Source organism: Dactylosporangium roseum, from assembly GCF_025264685.1.
Classification (GTDB): domain Bacteria; phylum Actinomycetota; class Actinomycetes; order Mycobacteriales; family Micromonosporaceae; genus Dactylosporangium; species Dactylosporangium roseum.
Map to the genome: position 1 here is coordinate 4,055,228 of NZ_CP073721.1, position 21,955 is coordinate 4,077,182.

The window sequence follows — 21,955 nt, forward strand, 5'->3', positions numbered from 1 at the left end:
TCCGGCGCGGGCCGCGCGGCACGGCGCCGGCCGCGGTCAGCCGGCGACCTGCGGTAACGTCGCCACCGCGGCCGCGAGGGCCTCGTCGGACAGTTCGTGGTCGGCCAGTCCGCCGGACAGGAACGCCCCGTAGGCGGCCAGGTCGAGGTGGCCGTGGCCGCCCAGCGCGGTCAGGATCACCTTCGGCTCGCCGCTCTCCTTGCAGCGCAACGCCTCCTCGACACACGCGGCGAGGGCGTGCGTCGGCTCGGGCGCGGGGATGATGCCCTCCGTCCGGGCGAAGCGGACCCCCGCCTCGAAACACTCCCGCTGCGTCTTCGCGACCGCCTCGATGAGGCCCAGCTCGTACACGTGCGAGATCAGCGGCGCCATGCCGTGGTACCGCAGGCCGCCGGCGTGGATCGGGTCGGGGATGAAGTCGTGACCGAGGGTGTGCATCTTCATCAGCGGTGTCATGCCGGCGGTGTCGCCGAAGTCGTACGCGTAGACGCCCTTCGTCAGCGATGGGCACGACGCCGGTTCGACCGCCCGGATCGTCGGCGACATCGTCCCGGCGAGCTTCTCGCGCAGGAACGGGAACGCGAGCCCGGCGAAGTTGGAGCCGCCGCCGGTGCAGCCGACGATGACGTCCGGGACGTCGCCGGCCTTCGCAAGCTGGAGCAGCGCCTCCTCGCCGATGATCGTCTGGTGCAGCAGCACGTGGTTGAGCACGCTGCCGAGGGCGTAGTTGGTGTCCGGGTGCTGCGCGGCGACCTCGACCGCCTCGCTGATCGCGATGCCGAGCGAGCCCGGCGAAGCGGGGTCCTTGGCGAGGACCGCCCGGCCGGCGGCGGTCAGGTCCGACGGCGACGGGTGGATGGTCCCGCCGAACGTCTCGATCATGATCTTCCGGTACGGTTTCTGGTCGTATGAGGCGCGGACCTGCCAGATCTCGCATTCCAGGCCGAACTGCGCGCTGGCGAACGCGAGCGCGGTGCCCCACTGCCCGGCGCCGGTCTCCGTCGTGAGCCGCCGGATCCCGGCCGCCGCGTTGTAGTGGGCCTGCGGCACGGCCGTGTTCGGCTTGTGCGAGCCGGCGGGGGAGACGCCTTCGTACTTGTAGTAGATGCGCGCCGGGGTGCCGAGGGCCCGTTCGAGACGGTGCGCCCGGAACAGCGGCGACGGCCGCCAGAGCCGGTAGACGTCGAGGACCTCGTCGGGGATGGGCACGTACCGTTCCTGGGTCACCTCCTGCTCGATGAGCGCCATCGGGAACAGCGCCGCCAGGTCGTCCGGCCCGACCGGCCGCAGGGTGCCGGGGTGCAGGACGGCCGGCGGCGGCGAGGGCAGGTCGGCCATGATGTTGTACCAGCGGCGGGGCATCTCCGACTCGGAGAGCACGATCTTCGTGGCGGCGTCCGTCATGCCCACGATCTTCGCCCCGGACCGGCGAAATCGGAACGTCCGGCCCCCGTTCAGGTGGCGTGTCGCCGCTGCGGCGAGGGACCGGCCTGGGGCAACGGGCGACGGTCGCGGGGATCAGCGGCGCTGGAGTTCCCGGTCGCGCCAGGCCGTCGCCCACGAGGTGCGGCCGTTGGTGCGCAGCAGCGAGCCCTCGTAGAGGCGGGCGCCGGCGGCGAGGGCGGCCAGGGCGGTCACGACGAGGATCGCCAGCGACACGAACGGCTCCCACACGGCGGCGTCGCCGTCGAAGAGGCGGATCGGCATCGCCGTCGGCGCGGAGAACGGGACGTAGGACAGCACGGTGATCACCGTCGGGTTGTCCTGGAGGAACGCCACCAGGAAGAACGGCAGCATCACGAGAAGCTGGACCGGCATCGACGCGCCGCTGATGTCCTCCTGGCGGTCGACCAGCGCGCCGACCGCGGCCCACAGCGCGGCCAGCATCACGAAGCCGACGACGAAGAAGGGCACGAACCAGCCCATCGCCGGGGCCAGCAGCGGCAGCAGCTCGCTCCCGCCGTCGGTGAGCTGCGCGCCCGCGACCGTCACGAACGTGATGAGCGCGATCTGGGCCAGCGCCAGGACGCCGCCGGCGAGGACCTTGCCCGCCAGGAGCGCCCGCGCGGGTACCGCCGCGACGAGGATCTCCACCATGCGGGTCTGCTTCTCCTCGGTGACGCTCTGGGCGATCTGCAGCCCGAACGTCAGCGACGTGAAGAAGAAGACGATGGCGAACGCGAACGGGACGATGAACGCCGCGACCTCGTTCACCGCGTCCGGGTCGAGCAGCCGGACCTCCGGCTGCGTCGACAGCGCCCGCACCACGTCGCCGGGCGCATCCTTCATGGCGACGACGGCCGGCCCCGCCACGACGGCGGCGTCGACCTCGCCGGCACGGACGAGCCGCTCCGGGTCCGCGGCGACGCGCACCTCCAGCCCGGCGTCACGGAGCCGCTGCTCGGACGCGTCGCCGGCCGCGACCGCGGGTCGTCGGCGCGCTGGCCGAGACTCAGCCACTCCAGCAGCTCGTCGGCGTTGCGGCGCACCGCGGCGGCCGACAGGCCGTGCAGCCGGCCGAGGTAGGTCAACTGGTCGCGGACGCTCATCTTCGGGTACAGGCCGCGCTCCTCCGGCATGTAGCCGAACCGGCGCCGGTCCTCCCGTGTGAGCGGCGACCCCTGCCAGGTGACCTCGCCCGAGTCGGGGGCGAGGACCCCGAGGATGATCCGCATCGACGTGGTCTTGCCGGCGCCGTTGGCGCCCACGAACCCGGTCATGCGACCGGCCACGACGTCGAACGTGACGTCCTGGAGCACCTGCCGGTCACCGAACCGGCGGCTGATCGCTTCGAGGTGCAGCACCTTGCTCATACCGGACACGGTAGGCACTCGCGGCCTCGGCGGCTCGCTGTGCATGCCCGCGACGATGGCACGCCACCCGCTCGGGCGCCAAACCCCCGCACTCAGGCCGACCGCGCCGCGACCCGCTCCTCGGTGAGCCACGCCTCGGCCGCCGGCTCCGCGAGCGGCTTCGCGTAGAGGTACCCCTGGCCGAACCGGCAGCCGGCGTCACGCAGCAGCCCGTTGTCGACCAGTGTCTCGATCCCCTCGGCGACCACGCTCATCTGGAGCGTGCCGGCGAGCTGGATGATGCCCCGCACCAGGTCAAGCTGCTTGCTGGAGACCGCGATCGTGTCGACGAACGACTTGTCCAGCTTGAGCGCGTCGACCGGGACCCGGTGCAGGTACGACAGCGACGAGTAACCGGTGCCGAAGTCGTCGATGGAGATCCGGATCCCGGCGTTGCGCAGCCGCGAGATGTCGGCGCGGATCTCGTCGTCGTCGCCGAGCAGCAGGCTCTCGGTGATCTCCAGCATGAGCAGGTCCGGGTGCACGCCGTGCCGGGTCAGCGTCTCGAAGACCAGGTCGACGAAGCCGGCGGTGCGGAACTGGCGGACCGACACGTTGACGCTCACGTAGGGCGGGTCGGCCTGGAATATCGCCTGCCAGCGGGCCGCGACCGCGACCGACGCCTCGAGGACCCACGCGCCGAGCTTGACGATGAGGCCGCTCTCCTCGGCGATCTCGATGAACTGCAGCGGCGGGATCATCCCGCGGGTGGGGTGCAGCCAGCGCACCAGTGCCTCGAAGCCGCGGGTCCGGCCCGACGACAGCTCGACGATCGGCTGGAAGTGCAGCACGAACTGGCCGTCGTCGATCGCGGCGTCCATGGCGGTGCGGAGCTGCATGCGGGACGCGACCTGGGCGTGCAGCGACCCCTCGTACCGCCGCCAGCGGCCCTTGCCCTCGCGTTTCGCCGCGCCCATCGCGATGTGCGCCTCGGCGAGCAACTGGCCGCCCCGCGGCACGTCGAAGACGGTCGCCACGCCGATGCTGAGCTGCATCCGGATGATGCTGCCGGCGATCAGGAACGGCTCCTCGAACGCCTCCACCAGCCCGGCCGTGAACCGCTCGACGTCCGCGACGTCCGCGGCCTCGTCGAGCATCCCGCCGAACTCGTCGGCGCCGAGCCGGGCCACCGCGCCGCGACCCTCGAACGCCCGGCTGAGCCGGTCCGAGACCGCGATCAGCAGCCCGTCACCGACGTCCTGCCCCATGCTGTCGTTGACGACGCTGAAATCGTCGAGGTTGAGCACCAGGATCGCGTCGGGCGACTTCTGCGCGAGGTCCTGGAACCGCAGGCGGTTGCCCAGCCCGGTGAGCGGGTCGAGGTACGCCCGGTCGAGCAGTTCCTGCTGCAGCCGCCGCTGCTCGGTGACGTCACGCATGGTGAGGACGAGCCCGCCGACGGTCGGCTCGTCGCGCAGGTCCCGCACCACGACCTCGGCGACGATGAGGGCGCCGTCGGGGCGCCGCACCCGCCAGGTCACCGCCTCGTCGTGCGGCACGGTCGGGGCGTCCGCCGGGTCGACGAGGTCGAGCAGGCTGGTGCCGACCAGGTCGGCGGTGCCGAGGACCGGCTTGGCGGCGGGGCTGGCGTAGGTGATCCGGCTGTCGCCGTCGACGATGAGGATCACGTCGGTCGCGCCGAGCACGAGCGTCCGGAAGTACTCCTCGCTCTCCCGCTTGTTGATCTCCCGGTTGAGGGCGATGTGGTCGAGCATGCTGGCCGCCTGCCCGGCGAGCACCGGCAGCGTCTCCTGCAGCGGTACCAGCACCGGCTCGGCCGCGGCGACGAACAGTTCACCGACCTCGCGGTCGCCGACCGACAGCCGGCAGCACAGCGCCAGCTCGAAGCCCGGTAGCCCGCTCGCGACGCAACCGGGCAGGTCCCGCACGTAGGAGATGCCCATCGGCTGGTCGCCGGCCGTACCCGGCTCGTGCAGCGCGAGCACGACCCGGTGCGGTGTGCCGGGCGCGAGCAGCCGCTGCACGGACCGGTGGACGACGGCGCGGACCTGCGTCTCGTCGGTCGTGGACAGCAGCGCCTCGCAGGCCCGCCGCAGCTCGCGTTCGCGGGCCGTGGTGCGGCGCAGGCCGGTGACGACGGTCGACATGCGCATCATCGCGAGCAGGACGAGCAGACCGGACACCAGGGCGATCACCATGCCGTCGCGGACCGTCCCGTTGACCGCCTGGACGAACAGGACGGTCGGGGCGATGAGCGAGGCCATGCCCAGGACGGCCCGCCGGGTGTGGAGCTCGTTGCGGCGCAGCACCCGCGGCTCGGTGAGCTGCCGCATCGACGGGTGCAGCACGGCCGCGCCGCCGGCGATGTAAAAGAGCAGCCAGAGCAGGTCGATCGGCGTGCCGATCTCCCAGTGGCCGTTGAGCCGGTCCAGGCTGTAGAGGACGTCGGCGGCGAGCAGCCCGCCGACCGAGGTGAGCAGCAGCAGGACCGTCCAGCTCCGCTGCACGGTGATGACCAGCCGGGCCAGGATGGCCAGCGTGAGCACGTCGCACAGCGGGTACGCGACCGAGACCGCCTTCTCGAGGGTGTTCAGCTCGTCGCTCTCCAGATACGGATGGATGACGAACACCCAGGACAGGAAGCCGGCGCCGGCGGTGAGGATCAGCGCGTCGATGACGCTCGCCCGGTCCCGCACGGCCGCGCCCGAGCGGGACAGCCCCCACAGCGCGAGCAGCAGGATCGGCGCCGACACGCCGAGGTAGAGCGCGTCGACGACCGACGGGAACGCCGGGTGGTCGAGCACGACGGCGAGCACGTAGGCGAGCATCGTGCCGGCCGCGAAGGTCAGGTAGTTGGCGCCGAGCAGCAGCCAGGGACGCTTGCGCCGGGGATTGTTGCGGTAGATGCCGACGCCGATCGCGATCGCGTTGGACAGGACGATGACCGCCCACGCGGCGAGGGCCGCGGAAGGCACGAGCGCGTACAGCGTGAGGAGCAGCAGGGTCCACATACCGTACAGGCCGAGTGCACGCCGGGTCATCACGCTCCTTCCGTCGCAAGGCGCTCGAAAGCCCTATCGGTCGAAGCGAAGAGGTTCTTAAGGGTTGTGCGGACGGTGCGTGCGCCGTTTGAGTGAGCGCGCGCATGCATGGGGTAGTTGACCGTGGTGGCGCGTTGCTGTGGAAGCGTACGCTTTCCGCGGCGCTATTCGGCGTCGAGCGCCGTGTCGCCTATCCGGCGGCTCGCGTCGCTGTCCGGCGTGATGCTCAGTCGCCAGTGATTGCAGTGGATGGGCCGGCCCTCGTAGTCCATGTCGCACTGGCCGAGCAGCTCAAAGCCGAGCCGCCGGACGATCCCGTTCGACGGGCCGTTGCGCACGTCGGCGAAGCCGTGGATCTCGGTGAACCGGCCCTCGGCGCGGCCGCGCTCGACGAGCACGCGGAAGGCGGCGGCGGCGACGCCCTGGGCCTGGAACTCGGGGAACAGCATCGAGCCGACCTCGTGGACGATCCCGCCCTCCCACGGCGTGCGGAAGATGGCGATGATGCCAGCGGGACGCCGCGCGCCGTCGACATGGATCGTGAAATACCAGTCACCGTCGGCGACGCCGGCCATCCGCTTGGCGTGGATCCGGGCGGCCTCCTCGGCCCCTACCGGCCCGCCGAGTCGGCTCTTCACCTCGGGGTCGGCCTCCAGGGCCACGGTGAGCGCCAGATCCTCGTCCCCGTACGGCCGCAGTTCGATGCCCACCGCAGCATCGTAGACGGGAGGCTCGCCGTCGGCCCGCCGGGCGGCGCCGGCGTAGCCGCTCCCGGCCGCGTTCCGAACCGGGCGACTCCATGATCATGGGAAAGATGTGGCTATCGGGGCAGCCGCATCGTTCCCATGATCATGAGGTCGAGCCGCACGGCGGCGGATCGCGGCGGAACGCGCGCCGGCCGGCACACTCCCTGCGGTACACGATGGGCGGCAGCGCGTCGTTCACCACGACCCGGATCACGGCAGGCTGCCGGTGACGCAGAGCATGACGGGGGCCGGGCCCTTGAGCGTCGTCGCGGTGAAGCCGGCCGCCGAGAGGGACGCCGCCACCGACCGTGCGATCGCGGCGGTCCGGTCCGGCGACGGGGTCTCGTAGAACAACCGTAGCGGCGCGCCGGGCTTCAGCAGCGACGCCAGCACCGCCAGCTCCGGACCCGCCGTGCCGGTCCAGAACAGGTTCACGTTCACCGCGAAGATCTTGTCGTACTGACGGCCGAGGGTGGCGGCGATGGTGAGGTCGCCCTGCACCACGCGCGCCCGGCCGGCGGCCACGTGCGCGGCGTTGCGCGCGGCCGTGCGCTGCACCGCCGTGGCCGAGCGGTCGACGGCGGTGATCGAGCCGGTGCCGAGCCGCGCGCAGACCAGCTCCACGGCCACGCCCGGACCGCAGCCGAACTCGAGGACGTGATCGTCCGGCCCGACGTCGAGCACCTGCACCGCCCACCGGATCCGCTCAGGAACAGCCACCCGACGACCCTACCGAAGAGTTTGGATGTTTTGCGGCGTTCGGAACGGGGAGGGAGGGGTCACCTCGGGGCCGGGCCATGGATCGAGCGGACGCGTGGCCGGTGTCCCGCACCTCAGGAAGGGACACGCAGCCGTATGTCCGCGCACCACACGCGCCGCGACCGGGGCCAGGGTACGATCGCGCTCGTCGCGGTGCCGCTCGCGCTCGGGCTCGTCCTGGTCGTGGCGCTCGCCAGATACGTCACGCAGACCAGCGAGCACCGGACGCCCGAGGCGCGCGCCACGCCGACCGCGGCGCCGGAGCCGGCCAGGCCGGTGTTCGACCCGGACGCCGGCGCGCCGCTGCCCACGAACCGGGTCGTGGCGTTCTCCGCGGTGCCGGGCGCGGCGGTCACCGGCCCCGCGTACCAGCTCAGCGACGCCATGCTGACCCGGCTGCGCGACCAGGCGGCGCAGTACCAGGCCCTCGACCCGGCGCACCCCGTCGTCGCCGGCATCGATCTCGTGGTGAGCGTGCCCGACCGGTACCCGGGCGACGACGGCTCGTACCGCCACCACGTCGACAAGGCCACCATCGACCGCTATGTCGAGTTCTGCAAGCGCAACGGACTGGTGCTGTTCCTGGACCTCAACTTCGGCTGGACCGACCCGCTGACCGAGCTCAACATCTTCAGCCACTACCTCAGGCTGCCGTTCGTGCACGTTGCGATCGACCCGGAGTGGATGTTCCCGCGGCGCGACGGTGTGCCGGGCGTGAACCTGTCGAACGTGCGCGCGGCCGACCTCAACCCGCTCATCGACGCCGTCGCCGACCTGCCGGAGCGGTACCAGGTGCCGCGCAAGATGTTCCTGATCCACCAGTACCGTCCCGACGGCGACGGTCTCGCGGACCCGTACGACCCGGCCGAGGCCCTGATCGCGGACAAGCGGAACCTGCGCGACGACAGCCGGGTCGACGTCATCGTCCACGTGGACTCGGTGGGCGGCTGGCCCGGTGACATCGAGGTGAAGATCCGGCAGTACAGCGCGTGGGTCGCGCAGAGCATGCAGCGGCACGGCAACTTCCGCTACGGTGGACTCAAGATCTTCTATCAGCAGGAGTCGAAGCACAAGCTCATGACGCCCCGGCAGGTGATGGCCCTGCGGCCGCCGCCGATGGTGATCACCTATGGCAACTGAGGTCCGGGGCCGGCCGTCGTCGATGGCATGCCGGCGCGCCCGCTGACGGGAACGGCCGCATGAGCCGGCGCGCCGGCGCGGTGTTGGCATGAACAGGCGAGTCGCGCGGCCGGTGGGCGCGCGAAGCTCACAGGTATGTCCTACGCCTGGCAGCAACCCTTCCCGGCACGCACGACCGCGCCGGTCTCCCTGCATGTCGTCGCGATCTTCCAGTACCTCGGCGGCCTGGTCACGCTGGCGATCGGCGGCCTGTTCGCGCTGGCCGCGTTCGAGCTGGTTCCCGAACTGCACTACGACACCTCGACCGGCCGCTACGCCGACGTGAAGCCGGCCGCCGGCGTGATCTTCGCCGTCTTCGCGGTCGTCGGCCTCACCGCGATCGTGCTGGGCCGCAAGGTGCAGCGCGGCCGCGACTGGGCCCGGATCGTGCTCACCGTGCTCAACCTGCTCAGCGTCGCCGCCGGCCTCTGGCAGGGGTACACCACCGGCCGCGCCTACGGCGCGACGCTCGTGTCGATCGCCCTGCCGCTGCTGTTCGTGGTGCTGCTCAACACCCGCGCCGCCCGGTCGTGGTGCCGCCACCGGACCTACTGAGCGGCCCGGCGCCGCGCTGGACGCGATCCACCACTGACGTAGGCCGCGAGGTGCTCGCCGGTCAGGGTGGAGCGGGCGGCGACGAGGTCGGCGGGGGTGCCCTCGAAGACGATCCGGCCGCCGTCGTGGCCGGCGCCGGGGCCGAGGTCGATGATCCAGTCGGCGTGGGCCATGACCGCCTGGTGGTGCTCGACGACGACGACCGACTTGCCGGCGTCGACGAGCCGGTCGAGCAGGCCGAGCAACTGCTCGACGTCGGCGAGGTGCAGGCCCGCGGTCGGCTCGTCGAGGACGTAGACGCCGCCCTTCTCGGCCATGTGGGTGGCCAGCTTGAGCCGCTGCCGTTCGCCGCCGGACAGCGTCGTGAGCGGCTGGCCGAGGCTGAGGTAGCCGAGCCCGACGTCGGCGAGCCGGTCGAGGATGGCGTGCGCCGCCGGCAGCCGCGCCTCGCCGGCGCCGAAGAACTCCTCGGCCTCGGTCACCGACATCGCCAGCACCTCGCTGATGTCGCGGCCGCCGAGCGTGTACTCCAGCACCGCCGCGTCGAACCGCCGCCCTTCGCACTCGTCGCAGGTCGTGGCGACACCGGCCATCATCGCCAGGTCGGTGTAGATGACGCCGGCGCCGTTGCAGGTGGGACAGGCGCCCTCGGAGTTGGCGCTGAACAGTGCCGGCTTCACGCCGTTGGCCTTCGCGAACGCCTTGCGGATCGGCTCGAGCAGCCCGGTGTACGTCGCCGGGTTGCTCCGTCGCGAGCCACGGATCGCGCCCTGGCCGACCGACACCACACCCGCGTCAGCGGGGATCGACCCGTGCACGAGCGAGCTCTTGCCGGATCCGGCGACGCCGGTGACGACGACGAGCACGCCGAGCGGGATGTCGACGTCGACGTCGCGCAGGTTGTGCGTCGTCGCGCCGCGGATCGCCAGCGTGCCGGTGGGTTTGCGGACCGTTTCCTTGAGCGCGGCCCGGTCATGGAAGTGCCGGCCGGTGACGGTGCCGCTGGCCTGCAAGCCTTCGACGGTGCCCTCGAAGCAGACGGTGCCGCCCGCCGTGCCGGCGCCGGGGCCGAGGTCGACGACGTGGTCGGCGATCGCGATCGTCTCCGGCTTGTGCTCCACGACGAGCACCGTGTTGCCCTTGTCCCGCAGCCGCCGCAGCAGGCCGTTCATCCGCTGGATGTCGTGCGGGTGCAGGCCCGTGGTGGGCTCGTCGAACACGTAGGTGGTGTCGGTGAGCGAGGAGCCGAGGTGGCGGATCATCTTGACCCGCTGCGCCTCGCCGCCGGACAGCGTGCCGGACGGACGCTCGAGCGAGAGATAGCCCAGCCCGATCTCCACGAACGACTCGAGGGTGTGGTGCAGCGTGGCGAGCAGCGGCGCCACCGACGGCTCGTCGAGGTCGCGGACCCACGCGGCCAGGTCGCTGATCTGCATCGCGCAGGCGTCGGCGATGCTGACCCCTTTGATCTTCGACGATCGGGCCGCCTCGCTGAGCCGGGTGCCGCCGCACTCGGGGCAGGTGGTGAACGTGACGGCCCGCTCCACGAAGGCGCGGACGTGCGGCTGCATCGAGTCGACGTCCTTGGACAGCATCGACTTCTGGATCCGCGGGATCAGCCCTTCGTAGGTCAGGTTGATGCCGTCGACCTTGATCTTGGTCGGCTCCTTGTGGAGGAGGTCGTGCAGCTCCTTCTTGGTGTACCTGCGGATCGGCTTGTCCATGTCGAAGTAGCCGGAGCCACTGAAGATGCGGCCGAACCAGCCGTCCATGCTGTAGCCGGGAATCGTGAGCGCACCCTCGTTGAGCGACTTGCTCGCGTCGTACAACTGGGTCAGGTCGATGTCGTTGACCGCGCCCCGGCCCTCGCAGCGCGGGCACATGCCGCCGGTGATCTGGAAGCTGCGGCGTTCCTTCACGGTCCGTCCGCCGCGCTCCACGGTGACCGCGCCCGCTCCGCTGATCGAGGCGACGTTGAAGGAGAAGGCCTTGGGCGAGCCGATGTGCGGCTTCCCGAGCCGGCTGAAGAGGATGCGCAGCATCGCGTTGGCGTCGGTGACGGTGCCGACCGTGGATCGGGGATCGGCACCCAGCCGCTGCTGGTCGACGATGATCGCGGTCGTCAGCCCGTCGAGCACGTCGACCTCGGGCCGCGCCAGCGTCGGCATGAAGCCCTGCACGAAGGCGCTGTACGTCTCGTTGATCATCCGCTGCGACTCCGCGGCGATCGTGCTGAACACCAGCGAGCTCTTGCCCGAGCCGGAGACGCCGGTGAACACCGTGAGCCGCCGCTTCGGGATCTCGACGCTGACGTCCTTGAGGTTGTTCTCCCGTGCGCCGTGCACGCGGATCAGGTCGTGACTGTCGGCGACGTGCGGCGCGGGCGCCTGCGTCGTGACCCTGGTGGCCATGCTCATCGTCTCCATCCGTTCGGCGCGGTCCGGCTCGGCTGCGGCCTCGGGCGGTTCGTTCCCTCGCGCCCGGCGCTCAGCGGTCCTGCAGCAGCCCGAGAACGTTACCGTCGGGGTCCGTGACCGTGGCCACCAGACGGCCGCTACCGACGTCACGCACCGGCTCGTTCACGGTGGCGCCCGCCGCCGTCACCTCGGCCAGCTTCGCCTCGATGTCCGGCACGTGCCAGTAGGCCACCGGGGAGGTCATGTTCTGCGGTCCACCGCGCGGCACCAGCCCGATGTGCTGACCCGCGACGTCGAACCCGACGTAGTAGGCGCTGTCGGCCTGCGGCGGGATGCCGAGCAGGGCGGTGTAGACCGCCTTGGCCGCCGCCAGGTCGGACACGGGATGCAGCACGGTCTTGATTCCCTGGGTGGCAGAGCTGGTCATGGTCACTCCTGCGGTTGTCGGTCCCAATTTACCCGGTTTGTCGCCGGCCGGGCTCGCGGACGAACGGAAGCCCGGAGCCGGACGGCTCGGTCGTCCTCGGCTTCAGGCTAGGTGCGGCTCGTGACCCCGCGCTTCTCGAATCCTGATCGGTTCGATCACCGGGGGAGCCGGTGGATCGCCTCGGTCGTCGCGGTGACCGTGCCGTGCGTGTCCGCCGGCCGGTGTGGAGTCCTGTGGTCGTTGTTGCCACCACAGGACTCCACGGCGCCCGGGAGGCGATCGGGCAGGCGGTGTGGTCCCGCTCCGGGCTGACGGTCGAGCGGGCCGACGGCGACGCCGTGCTGGTCCGGGCCGACGACCGCGGCGACACCGACCCCAGCGCGCGGGCCGGGTTCCGGCCCGACCGGAGGGTCGCCGGCATGCCGGCCCAGTGGCGCACCGAAAACCCGAAGGGCCTGTGGCTGCTGACCGGGTCGGCGCCGTTCAACCTGTTCATCGGCGGCGTCGACGTCAACCACGCCGACTGGCTCGACGCGGACGAAGCGGTCTGGTTCGCCGAACACATCCAGGCGAGCCGGGACCTGAACGACCCGGCGTCCCGGCCCCGCTAGCGCCCGTGGGTCACAGCTCGATGCGGTGCAACCACAGGTGGCCCGGGGCGATCCGGGTCAGCGCCGCGTAGAGCCACGCGCGGCGGCCCGGGTCGAGCCGCGGCAGCGTCGCTTCGAAGTCGGCCTGGTCCTTCGGCCGGACCGCCTTAGCCTTGAACAGCAGCACGATCTCCGGCACCAGGTACGGCACCCCGGCGGCCGTGCGGCGGATGATGTCCCGATACGGCCGGCGGATGCCCGGGTCACGGCGGCAGATCCAGACGTCGCCGTCGTGGGGCTCACGGAACACGTCGAGGTGGTAGCGGTCGGTCTCCGGCGCGCGGACCCAGGTCTGATGGTGCTGGTGGAACGCGGGGCTGTCCAGTGGCCACAGCTCCCCGCCGCCGGCCACCTCGAACACGAACCCCGGCAGCGCCGCCCGGATCTCGCCGAACGCCGCCGCCGGGACCGCGATCTCGATGTCCTCGTGCGGCCGGGTGTGCTCACCGCGCCACAGGTCGAGCGCCCAGCCGCCCGCGACGTACCAGGGCGACCGGACCTTCGCCAGCCGCCTGGCGACTTCGGCCGGCGGCCACGGGTTCCAGATCACCCGGGGAGTCTATGGCGACCCGCCCGATCCGGTTGCCCCTGGCGCCCGAGACCCGGTCACTTGCCGCCGTCACGGACGAGCGGCAGCTCGCGCCCCCGGCCGCTGCCACGGGGGTTCTCCCCGCACGACGAGCGGTTGTGCCGTTCTCGACACGTCAGCCGGGCAACTGGCAGAAACCTTGCGGGATCGGTCCGCAGCGGGCCTCGTGCCCGCCGCCACGGGCGGGGATGCTGGTCCGATGAGTGATCGTCCACAGGCGAACGACGCCACCTACGTGCTGCTCAACACCGGCTACCTCGGGCGTGGCGTCGCCAGCACGGTCGCCCTCGTCCGCGACGGCGACACGCTGCTCGTCACCGACCCCGGCATGGTCAGCGACCGGGAGCTCATCCTCGCGCCGCTGCGCGAGCTCGGGGTGGCGCCGGAGGCCGTCACCGACGTGGTCTTCAGCCACCACCACCCCGACCACACCCTGAACGCGGCGCTGTTCCCCAACGCCCGCTTCCACGACCACTGGGCGATCTACCACGGTGACCGGTGGGAGGACCGGGACGCGGAGGGGTGGCAGCTTTCCCCGTCGGTGCGGCTGATCCGGACACCGGGCCACACGCCGGAGGACATCACGACCCTGGTCGGCACCGCCGGCGGCGTGGTCGCGTTCACCCACCTGTGGACCACGCCGACCTCGGCCGACGACCCGTACGCCACCGACCTGGACGCCCTGCACGCGGGCCGGGAACGGGTGCTGGCGGTGGCGGACGTCGTGGTGCCCGGCCACGGACCGGCCTTCGTGCCGGACGGGAACACCCCGCGCTGACCACCTGAGGCCGCCCGACCTGGCCGGCGCCTTCCGGCCGGTGGCGGTCGCGCTCACCGTCCCCGCCGGCCTGGTCGGCGTCCGGAACCTGCTCACCCGGCTGCGGTCGCAGGCGGTGCGTGCCGCCCGCCGGCCTCTCGCGGACCCGCCTGCCGACCGAGGGTGACCGATCCGGCACGTGCGGTCTTGAGTGGTAGGCGCCGATTCGCGGTGGGCTGGGCGGGTGGCTTAGGGTCCGTGTGCATGAACGCCGACGGGACGCCGACGTGAGTGCCGACAACTTCGCCGCCGGGCACCAGGACGACAGCGTGGCCGACACCGCTGCCAAGCCCGTGGACGAGGGCGACGCCCTCGGCGGGGAGACGGTGGTCGTCGGGAGTGTCGGCGACGGTTCCGGTGGTGAGACGGTGGTCGTCGCGGACGTCGGCAAGGGCGACGCCCTGGGCGGGGAGACGGTCGTCATCCGGCACTCGGGCGCGGACGGCCCGGTTGCCGCGGATGCGGGTGGTCCGGTGGGCGTGATCACCGGTGGCGCTGTTGCCCCCGGACCCGTCGCCCGGCGCCGGTATCTGCGGTGGGCGGTCCCCGCCGCGGCCGGGATTCTCCTCGCCGCGGTGCTGTCGATCGTGCTGGTCACGCAGGTCGGCGGCAACGCCGCCTGCGCCGCGCCGATCAGCGGCAAGGCGTCGTACTACACCACCAACCGCAACGGTATGTGCAACCTCGGCGCGCCGTCCACCGACGCCTACGTGGCGATCGGCCCGGCCGAATACGCGGGCGGATCCGCCTGCGGGTCGTATCTCACCGTGACCGGGCCCAACGGCGCGACGACCACCGTGCAGGTCGTCGACCAGTGCCCGTCCTGCCCGCGCGGGAAGATCGACCTCAGCAAGGCGGCGTTCGGGCGGATCGGTGACCTCGGCGCCGGCATCATCCCGGTCACCTACGAGCCGGCCCGCGACCCCGAAGTGCCGGGGCCGCTGCGGGTGAAGCTCAAGGGCGGCACCAGCCGGTCGTCGCTCACCGCCGTCGTCGACAACCACGGCAACCCCCTCGCCGCGGTCGAGCTGCAGACGCCGACCGGCTGGACCCCGCTGCGCCGTGGCGCCGACAACGTCTGGACCGGCCCCTCCGGTGCCGTTCCGGCGCCCGTCACGCTGCGGATCTCCGACGTCCACGGACACCAGGCCGTCGTCGGCGGGCTCGCCCTCGGGCCGCCGGACTTCCAGCAGACCGGCACACACCTGTACGGTCCCGAGGCGTCGCCGTCGGCCGCGCCCTCGGAGTCGCCGTCGGCCGCGGCGGCCGCACCGTCGGCGGCAGCCACCGTCATCGCCGCCGACGCCTCAGGCGCGCCGGTCGGCGGACCGCCGACCCCCGCCTGCTGACGCGACCACCCGTGCCAGCCCAGGGCGCGGACCGCGCCGGTGCGGCACCACGCCAGGGCGAGCCGGCCGCCGGTGACGCCGAGGTCCGCGGCAAGCTCGGCGATCGTCGACAAGCGGGCTTCGGAGCCGGACGACCAGTTTCATGATCGTGGAGCGTTTGTGCAGCCACAGGTGCACAAACGCTCCACGATCATGAAACTGGTGGCCGAACCGCCCGGCCGGCCTGCCCTACCATGACGGGGAGCCGGGCACCGCCTACTGGGCGTTGCTCGGGCCGGACGTCGAACTGCGGCGGACCGCGTTCGACGTCACGGCCGCGATCGAGCGCTGCCGCAGTGTCGGCGACCCGGCCGCGGAGCGGATCGCCGGCCTGCTCACCGGGCCGCCGACGGTCGCGGAGCTGACCGCCCACGCGGAGGCGCTCAGGTTTTCTGACTGACGGCGGCGGGCTGCGGGCGGGGAAGTGCGGCGAGCGCCAGCCCCAGCAGGGCGGCACCGGTGCCGACGAGGAACGGCAGGGACAGGGCGGGCTGGCCGAGCCACTCCCAGAGCGGGTGCCACGACGGGTGCGGCTCGTCGAGGTGGTGTGCCACCATCGACGGTACCGCCACCAGCGCCGGCGCCCACCACAGCGCCATGACCACGCCGAACAGCGCCAGCGCCGGGCCGCGGGCCGGATGGCCGGGCTCGGTGCGGCGGCTCGCCCAGCCGAACAGCAGGAACGCGACCGTGGCGGTGAGGAGGCCCCCGGCGACGCCGAACGGGTACACCGCGAACGGCGTCGCCCGCTGGAACTGCGCCGTCATGAAGGTGTTGTGCACTGTGGACTCGAAGTCCACCCGCAGGGAGAACGTCGTGTCGCCGCGCTCGGCGACGATGGTCGTGGAGGTGGGAATCTTCTCCGGGTCGCAGGGCGGGCCGATGCAGTCGTACAGGTTCTGGATGATCGGCGGGTAGACCGTCCATCCCTGTGCGCGCAGGTTGTCGGTGGCCTGGTCGACGATCCGCTGCGGCGGCACGGCCGGCACGCCGTTGACTCCGCCGCCGACCGACGCGAGCCCGTATTCGCCCCCGTCGCCGAGCAGCAGGTCGTCGACCGCGGCCCAGCTCAGCGGCGAGCCGTAGATGACGAACATGGCGGGCGCGTCCTGGACCCCGGCGAACCGCTGCCCGGGCACGATCCCGGCGAGCATCGCCTCGGCCTCGGCGGCGCTCGGCAGCGGCCGGGCCGTCTCCCACGCGAGCCGGGTTGCGAACGCGGCGCCGAACACGCCGCTGATGACGGTGGCGAGGACGGCCCAGAGGACGACGGATCGGCTGGCCGGCCTGCCTATCCGGGCCCGCAGCCCGTGCCGGACCAGGTCGGCGGTCTCCCGCAGGGTCGGCCGGGTCCGTCCCGGCGGCGCGGCCTCGAGGAGCGTGCCGAGCAGTTCGTCGCCGCGAGATCGGCGGTACGCGCGAGGATAGGCGAACATCCGCCGCCGGTACCGGCGGGCGAGCGGGCCGGTCATCACGCGGTCCGGGGGCGGGCGGCGCGGAGGCGGGCCTCGGCGGCGGTGGTCAACTGACGCAGGCGGGCGGTCTCGGCCCGCAGGGCGGTGAGCCCTTCGGCGGTGAGCCGGTAGTAGCGCCGCATCCTTCCGTCGACCTCCTCGTCGTGGTCGTGCTCGACCAGGCCCTCCGCGGTGAGCCGGTCGAGCGCGGTGTAGAGCGTGCCGGTGAGCAGCCGGACCCGCCCGCCGGACAGGTCCTCGACCTCCCGCACGATGCCGTAACCATGCCGGGGTCCGTCGGCCAGGGCCGTGAGGATGAGGAACGTCGGTTCGCGCATTGTCGCCATACCCGTACCATATATAGATGATCAAGCTATGGTCAAATGCGACACGGGCGAGCGGGGCGGCGGCGGTGCGGCCACCGCCACCCCGGCAACCGTGCCGCACCCGGGCCGGCACCCGGGTCGCACCGGACGCCGCCGAGGCTCGTAGGCGACGGCGGGGCACGGATGCCCCGCCCCTGGCTTCCGGCGGTGGTGCATGCGTCGACGGTTCGCGGTCCTCGGGATGGCCGGCGTGGTCACCGCCGCTCTGGTGGCGTTCGCCCCGGCGGCCGCGGCCGCCGCGCCGGCGCCGACGACGGGCACCGTCTCGTCGGGCCGGACCAAGCTCACCGTGCGCTCCGGGCCGACCGCGGCGTCGGCGGCCGTCGGCGCGCTGCGCAACGGCGCGAAGGTCGCGCTGGTGTGCTCCGTGAAGGGACCGAAGGCCAAGGGCCGCGTCCGCACGACCGACCGGTGGGACCGGCTCACGGGCGGCGCGTACGTCTCCGACGCCTATGTGCGCCGCCGGGCCGCGCCGCCGGCCTGCCCGCCGCCACCACCGCCGGCGCCCGCCCCGAAGCCGGCACCGGTGATCGTGCCGCCGAGCGGCGCCGTGCCCGTCGGCACCTGGGTGGCTCCGCTGACGGGCCGCGGCACCAGCGGCTTCCGCACCATCTCGCGCCCCGACCACGACGGCGTCGACCTGGCCGCACCGCGCGACACGCCGATCCGGGCGGCCGCCGACGGGACCGTCGTGACCGTCGTGTGCAACACCTCCGGGCCGTCCTGCGACGTCGACGGCTCGTCCGACACCAGGGGCTGCGGCTGGTACGTCGAGATCCGGCACGCCGGCAGCCTCACCACGCGGTACTGCCACCTGATCCGCCGCCCCGAGGTTGTCGTCGGCCAGCAGGTGACGGCCGGCCGGACCATCGGCTTCGTCGGCACCTCCGGCCACTCGACGGGGCCGCACCTGCACTTCGAGGTGCACTACGGCCCGCTGCCGGCGACCCGGCTCAACGCGATCGACCCGGCGGAATTCATGAGCCGCGCGGGCGCCCCCGTCGTCTGAACGGACGCCTGTAGGTTCTCATTTGAGTTGTCGCTTTCTCAAATGAGATATCGCCTACTTGCCGCGTGCGGCATGTTGGTGAGAAACGTGTCGGCGTGGCTCCGGGCTTGATGGTCCCGCTGGGGACAGTATCAGGTGTGGTACTCGGTGACCGCCCGTCCCGGCAGTCCGACGGACGCCTAGTCCACATCGGACGGTGACCTGTCGCCGTCCGAGATCGGAATCTGCGGGGCGAACCTGCGAATGGCCGCACGCACGTCGGCATGTATTCCCTCGATCCGGAATCCATCAAAAACGTGCTGGACCTTCCCACCAGCGACCAAGTGGATCACAAGCGTTCGGCTCGGCGCGACCGTACCGTAGCCACCGGTCCAGGCGAAGCCCACCGAGGCCACCGCGCTCCACGGCAGCATCGGGCGGCTGTCATGCAATCGGATGCCCTCGTCGTTGATCTCGACGAGCAGCCGTCCGTCCTGTCTGGAGCGGATCCTCCAGTTCAAGAGGCCGACACCGACCACCAGCGAGCCGGCGATAGCGACCGCGATCGCTTTTCCCGCAAGCGCCGCGCCGAGCAGCAACGCCAGGAAAGGCAACCCGTAGAAGAGCGTGCCACCGAACCACCACACCTTGTCGGACCGGCTGCCCCAGGCATCACGTCTGATGAACGCGTCTCCACCACCCGACATCGAACCTCCCCTATCCGAGTAGGATACCGACGACGGTAGAGGTGCACCGCCACAACGATGGCGGGCCAACGTGCAGCCACATGTCCGCTGACAAGATCAACGAGAACCTGCAACGCCTCCGCGCGACGCGCCCGGTCGCCGCCGACGATCACTGTCGTGGACTACGCGTCGACCGGCAGCGGCTCGTAGGTGTGCAGCACGACGCCGTTGCCGAACACGGTGGCGTCCTTGAGCCTCATCCGGATGCGGCCGAGGCCGTGGAAGGGCCGCGCCTTCTCGCTCCACACGACCGGGTGGACCCAGAAGCGGATCTCGTCCACGAGGCCGTGCCCGACCATGTTGTACGCGAACTCGCCGCACCCGTAGGTCAGCAGGTTGCCGTCGTGGTGCGCCTTGAGCCGGCGCACCTCCTCGACGAGGTCACCCTTGACGAGCGTCGCGTTCCAGTCGAGCGGTCCGGTCAGGCTCGTCGAGACGACGTACTTCGGGATGCTGTTGACCCGGTCGGCGAACGCTCCGGTGGTCGCCGACCAGAGCGGGGCGAGGGCCGCGTAGGTCTTGCGGCCCAGCAGCATCGCGTCGGCGAGGCGGACCTCGTCCTCCCCGGCGGCCTCGTGTCCACCGCCGGGCTCGTACCACCCGATGGACGGGCCGATGCTCGCGTCCGCCGACATCTGCGCCGTGACGATGACCTTGCCCACGGTTCAGGAGAGCTTCACGAGATAGGCGGACAGGGCCTCGTACGACTCGCGGGCGCCTTCCGCCATGCCGGAGGCGGCCATGCCGTCGCGGTCCTCCTTGGTGTCGAACCGGGTGACGCTGGTGACCGTGGTCTTGCCGTCGTCCTCGGTCAGCTCCAGGGTCTCCACGCACACGTGGCCGGGCATGCCCTCGAACTCGAAGGTCTGCACGATCCGCTCCGGGACCTGGATCTCCCGGTACTCACCGCGGAACGCGTACTGCTCGCCGTCCGGTGCGTGCTCGACGAAGCGGTAGGTGCCGCCCGGCCGGAAGTCCATCGCGCAGTCGAGCGGGTTGCCCCGGCCCCACCAGTGCTTGAGGTGCTCGCAGTTCGTGTGCGCCTCGAAGACGAGTGCGCGCGGCGCGTCGAACACGCGCACCATCTTGATCTCCAGGTCGGACGGCAGGGTCACCGTCAGGTCGCCGTTCATGTCAGGTCTCCTTCTGCATCCGTCGCAGGTATTCACCGAGTTGGTCGTAGCGCTGTTCCCAGTGCCGCTCGTAGTCGGCGACCCAGTCGGCCACCTCGCGCAGCGGCCCCGCGTCGAGCCGGCACGGCCGCCACTGCGCCTCCTTGCCGCGGGTGATCAGCCCGACCCGCTCCAGCACCTTCAGGTGCTTGGAGACGGCCTGGAGGCTGATCGGGAACGGCTCGGCGAGCTGGTTGACCGTCGCCTCACCCTCCGCCAGCTTGGCCAGGATGGCCCGCCGGGTCGGGTCGGCGAGAGCGCTGAACACCTCGCTCAGCCGGTCCACTGCCTCCGCCTTTCTCAACCGCTCGGTTAATCAACTTGTAGGTTGAATATGCCTCGCGCCGGGCGTCACGTCAACCCTCTCAGCGAAATCAGTGCCGGGTGCCGGATTCCGTCGGTTCATGGTGATCCGCGATCCTGCGGGTCCAGCACCTCGCGCCGTACGGTCCGGCCCCGCCGCACGCGGGATCGGACCGTACGGTCCGTACGGTCCGTACGGCTCAGGTGGCCTTCGTCACCACTTCCGCGATCCGGTTGAACGTGCTGTAGTCGCCGGCGCTCACCCGGTTCTTGCACACCGCGACCGTGATGCCGGTGGCGGTGTCCGCGTACGCCGCCGTGCCGCCGCTGCCGGCCATCCCGAACAGCGTCGGACTGTCCAGCGGGCCCTGGAAGCCGATGGCGTACCCGAGGGCGCGGGTGCCCAGAAATCCGACGACCTCGTCGGGGCCGCTGACCACCGGCCCGGTCACCTCCCGCAGCCGGGCAGGGCTGATCAGCCGCACGCCGTCGACGTCGTCCATCAGCGCCGCGTACATCCGGGCGACCGCCCGGGCGGACAGCACCGCGCCGGCCGGGATGTCGGCGGCCAGCACGTCGGGCCGGTTGCAGTAGTCGGCGGTGGGCATGGCGGCCGGCGGCGCCGCCGTCCAGCCGTCCACGACCCGGAAGAACGGCACCTGCTCGGCCATCGCGGCGAACATCTCCGGCGTCAGCTCCATCGCGCCCTCCGCCTCCTCCATCCGCGCGAGCCGGGGCTGCTCGGCCGCCGGCACCCCGAAGTACAACTCGTCGGTGACCCCGAGCGGTCCGGCGACCAGGTCGCGCAGCAGCGCCGAGATCGGTCGCCCGGTGGCCCGGCGGGCGATCTCGCCGACGATGTAGCCGAACGTCTGCGGGTGGTAGCCCTGCTTCGTGCCCGGCTCCCACCACGGCCGGGCGCCGGCGACGAGGGCGCACATGCGGTCCCAGTCGCACAGATCCTCGGGCGTGGTGCCGACCGGCACCCCGGGCACGCCCACGGTGTGGGTCAGAGCGTGCCGGACCGTGGCGCGGTCCTTGCCGTGCACGCCGAACTCCGGCCACAGTTCGGCGATCCGCGTGTCGTAGTCCAGCTCACCCCGCTCGACGAGCACGTGGACGACGGTGGCCGTCACGCCCTTGCCGGTCGAGGTGGCGTGGAACGGCGTACCGGGCGTCACCGCCCGGCCGGTGGCCGCGTCGGCGACTCCGGCGACGGCGTCGGCGACCAGCCGTCCCCGGTGGTACACGGCCGCCTGCAGCCCACGTTCGGCGCCGGACGCGACCAGTTCGTCCACGGCCGCCTGCACCTGTTCCTGGAGCGCACTCATCACACAGAACCTTCCGGGTCGATGTTGTGGTTGAAACGCAAGACGTTGTCGGGGTCGCGGGCCCGCTTGATCCGCGCCGGGCGGCGCAGGTTGGCCTCGGTGAAGACGGCCGCGGCGCGGCCCGGGTCGTTGAGGAGGTTCAGGTACGACCCGCCGGTGGCGTGCGGGCGGACCCGAACCGCCGCGAGAGCCAG

General features: G+C 71.8%; 22 protein-coding genes and 2 pseudogenes. 7 read left to right on the plus strand and 17 right to left on the minus strand.

All coding sequences use genetic code 11. The annotated features are described in order from the left end of the window. Positions 1-36 precede the first annotated feature (36 nt). The 6 genes and pseudogenes from Drose_RS18900 to Drose_RS18925 form a co-directional block, all read right to left on the minus strand. A complete protein-coding gene (locus tag Drose_RS18900; protein ID WP_260729497.1) occupies positions 37-1,404 on the minus strand; it encodes a TrpB-like pyridoxal phosphate-dependent enzyme in 1,368 nt (455 codons plus the stop codon). Positions 1,405-1,518: 114 nt separating this feature from the next. Then, positions 1,519-2,424: pseudogene (locus Drose_RS18905) on the minus strand (ABC transporter permease); the annotation flags it as partial. Positions 2,425-2,429: 5 nt separating this feature from the next. Continuing rightward, positions 2,430-2,813 (minus strand): annotated as a pseudogene (locus tag Drose_RS18910) (ABC transporter ATP-binding protein); the annotation flags it as partial. A gap of 92 nt (positions 2,814-2,905) precedes the next feature. Further along, positions 2,906-5,854, minus strand: a complete 2,949-nt coding sequence (locus tag Drose_RS18915) for a putative bifunctional diguanylate cyclase/phosphodiesterase (protein WP_260729498.1) — start codon at positions 5,852-5,854, stop codon at positions 2,906-2,908. A gap of 164 nt (positions 5,855-6,018) precedes the next feature. Then, the gene (locus Drose_RS18920) at positions 6,019-6,564 is read right to left on the minus strand and encodes a GNAT family N-acetyltransferase (protein ID WP_260729499.1); all 546 of its coding nucleotides are present in this window, start codon (positions 6,562-6,564) and stop codon (positions 6,019-6,021) included. A gap of 246 nt (positions 6,565-6,810) precedes the next feature. After that, on the minus strand, positions 6,811-7,320 hold the full coding sequence (locus tag Drose_RS18925; RefSeq protein ID WP_260729500.1) for an SAM-dependent methyltransferase: 510 nt from the start codon (positions 7,318-7,320) through the stop codon (positions 6,811-6,813). A gap of 135 nt (positions 7,321-7,455) precedes the next feature. Here Drose_RS18925 and Drose_RS18930 point away from each other — a divergent pair, with 135 nt between their 5' ends. Both Drose_RS18930 and Drose_RS18935 read left to right on the plus strand, forming a co-directional pair. Then, positions 7,456-8,499, plus strand: a complete 1,044-nt coding sequence (locus Drose_RS18930; protein WP_260729501.1) for a hypothetical protein — start codon at positions 7,456-7,458, stop codon at positions 8,497-8,499. Positions 8,500-8,634: 135 nt separating this feature from the next. Further along, a complete protein-coding gene (locus Drose_RS18935; RefSeq protein ID WP_260729502.1) occupies positions 8,635-9,093 on the plus strand; it encodes a hypothetical protein in 459 nt (152 codons plus the stop codon). On the opposite strand, the gene Drose_RS18940 is transcribed toward Drose_RS18935, so the two are convergent. Both Drose_RS18940 and Drose_RS18945 read right to left on the minus strand, forming a co-directional pair. Continuing rightward, complete coding sequence (locus tag Drose_RS18940) at positions 9,087-11,504, minus strand: excinuclease ABC subunit UvrA (RefSeq protein ID WP_260729503.1); 2,418 nt, start codon at positions 11,502-11,504, stop codon at positions 9,087-9,089. The genes Drose_RS18935 and Drose_RS18940 overlap by 7 nt on opposite strands. Before the next feature lie 76 nt (positions 11,505-11,580). Then, positions 11,581-11,937 (minus strand): VOC family protein, encoded by a 357-nt coding sequence (locus Drose_RS18945; protein WP_260729504.1) that lies wholly within the window; start codon positions 11,935-11,937, stop codon positions 11,581-11,583. 233 nt (positions 11,938-12,170) lie between these two features. Between Drose_RS18945 and Drose_RS18950 the strand changes: the two genes are divergently transcribed. Then, positions 12,171-12,548 carry a hypothetical protein gene (locus tag Drose_RS18950; RefSeq protein WP_260729505.1) on the plus strand — a complete coding sequence of 126 codons (378 nt, stop codon included), beginning with the start codon at positions 12,171-12,173 and terminating at the stop codon, positions 12,546-12,548. A 10-nt stretch (positions 12,549-12,558) separates the two neighbouring features. Here the strand turns inward: Drose_RS18950 and Drose_RS18955 are convergent, their stop codons facing one another. Then, positions 12,559-13,137, minus strand: coding sequence for a nucleotidyltransferase domain-containing protein (locus Drose_RS18955; protein WP_260729506.1), 579 nt, complete (start codon positions 13,135-13,137; stop codon positions 12,559-12,561). Positions 13,138-13,375: 238 nt separating this feature from the next. Here Drose_RS18955 and Drose_RS18960 point away from each other — a divergent pair, with 238 nt between their 5' ends. From Drose_RS18960 to Drose_RS18970, 3 genes are all read left to right on the plus strand, one after another. Further along, positions 13,376-13,954: an MBL fold metallo-hydrolase gene (locus tag Drose_RS18960; RefSeq protein WP_260729507.1), complete on the plus strand. Its 579-nt coding sequence runs from the start codon at positions 13,376-13,378 to the stop codon at positions 13,952-13,954. A 266-nt stretch (positions 13,955-14,220) separates the two neighbouring features. After that, positions 14,221-15,342 carry an expansin EXLX1 family cellulose-binding protein gene (locus tag Drose_RS18965; protein WP_260729508.1) on the plus strand — a complete coding sequence of 374 codons (1,122 nt, stop codon included), beginning with the start codon at positions 14,221-14,223 and terminating at the stop codon, positions 15,340-15,342. 265 nt (positions 15,343-15,607) lie between these two features. Continuing rightward, positions 15,608-15,781 carry a hypothetical protein gene (locus Drose_RS18970; protein WP_260729509.1) on the plus strand — a complete coding sequence of 58 codons (174 nt, stop codon included), beginning with the start codon at positions 15,608-15,610 and terminating at the stop codon, positions 15,779-15,781. Here the strand turns inward: Drose_RS18970 and Drose_RS18975 are convergent. Together Drose_RS18975 and Drose_RS18980 are read right to left on the minus strand one after the other, a co-directional pair. Continuing rightward, on the minus strand, positions 15,765-16,853 hold the full coding sequence (locus Drose_RS18975) for a hypothetical protein (RefSeq protein WP_260729510.1): 1,089 nt from the start codon (positions 16,851-16,853) through the stop codon (positions 15,765-15,767). The two genes, Drose_RS18970 and Drose_RS18975, sit on opposite strands and share 17 nt — an antisense overlap. Continuing rightward, a complete protein-coding gene (locus Drose_RS18980) occupies positions 16,853-17,173 on the minus strand; it encodes a PadR family transcriptional regulator (RefSeq protein WP_260729752.1) in 321 nt (106 codons plus the stop codon). The genes Drose_RS18975 and Drose_RS18980 overlap by 1 nt, the downstream gene beginning before the upstream one ends. A gap of 202 nt (positions 17,174-17,375) precedes the next feature. On the opposite strand from Drose_RS18980, the gene Drose_RS18985 reads away from it, so the two are divergent. Then, positions 17,376-18,230 (plus strand): M23 family metallopeptidase, encoded by an 855-nt coding sequence (locus Drose_RS18985; RefSeq protein WP_260729511.1) that lies wholly within the window; start codon positions 17,376-17,378, stop codon positions 18,228-18,230. A gap of 179 nt (positions 18,231-18,409) precedes the next feature. Here the strand turns inward: Drose_RS18985 and Drose_RS18990 are convergent, their stop codons facing one another. The 6 genes from Drose_RS18990 to Drose_RS39105 form a co-directional block, all read right to left on the minus strand. Then, on the minus strand, positions 18,410-18,916 hold the full coding sequence (locus tag Drose_RS18990; protein WP_260729512.1) for a hypothetical protein: 507 nt from the start codon (positions 18,914-18,916) through the stop codon (positions 18,410-18,412). 161 nt (positions 18,917-19,077) lie between these two features. Then, the gene (locus tag Drose_RS18995) at positions 19,078-19,617 is read right to left on the minus strand and encodes a dihydrofolate reductase family protein (protein ID WP_260729513.1); all 540 of its coding nucleotides are present in this window, start codon (positions 19,615-19,617) and stop codon (positions 19,078-19,080) included. Between the two features lie 3 nt (positions 19,618-19,620). After that, complete coding sequence (locus Drose_RS19000) at positions 19,621-20,088, minus strand: SRPBCC family protein (protein ID WP_260729514.1); 468 nt, start codon at positions 20,086-20,088, stop codon at positions 19,621-19,623. A gap of 1 nt (position 20,089) precedes the next feature. After that, positions 20,090-20,413 (minus strand): ArsR/SmtB family transcription factor, encoded by a 324-nt coding sequence (locus Drose_RS19005; RefSeq protein WP_260729515.1) that lies wholly within the window; start codon positions 20,411-20,413, stop codon positions 20,090-20,092. Between the two features lie 217 nt (positions 20,414-20,630). Continuing rightward, complete coding sequence (locus tag Drose_RS19010) at positions 20,631-21,761, minus strand: serine hydrolase domain-containing protein (RefSeq protein WP_260729516.1); 1,131 nt, start codon at positions 21,759-21,761, stop codon at positions 20,631-20,633. Continuing rightward, entirely contained in the window at positions 21,761-21,955 is a 195-nt protein-coding gene (locus Drose_RS39105; protein ID WP_390891446.1) for a BBE domain-containing protein, read from the minus strand. Before Drose_RS39105 ends, Drose_RS19010 begins: the two co-directional genes overlap by 1 nt.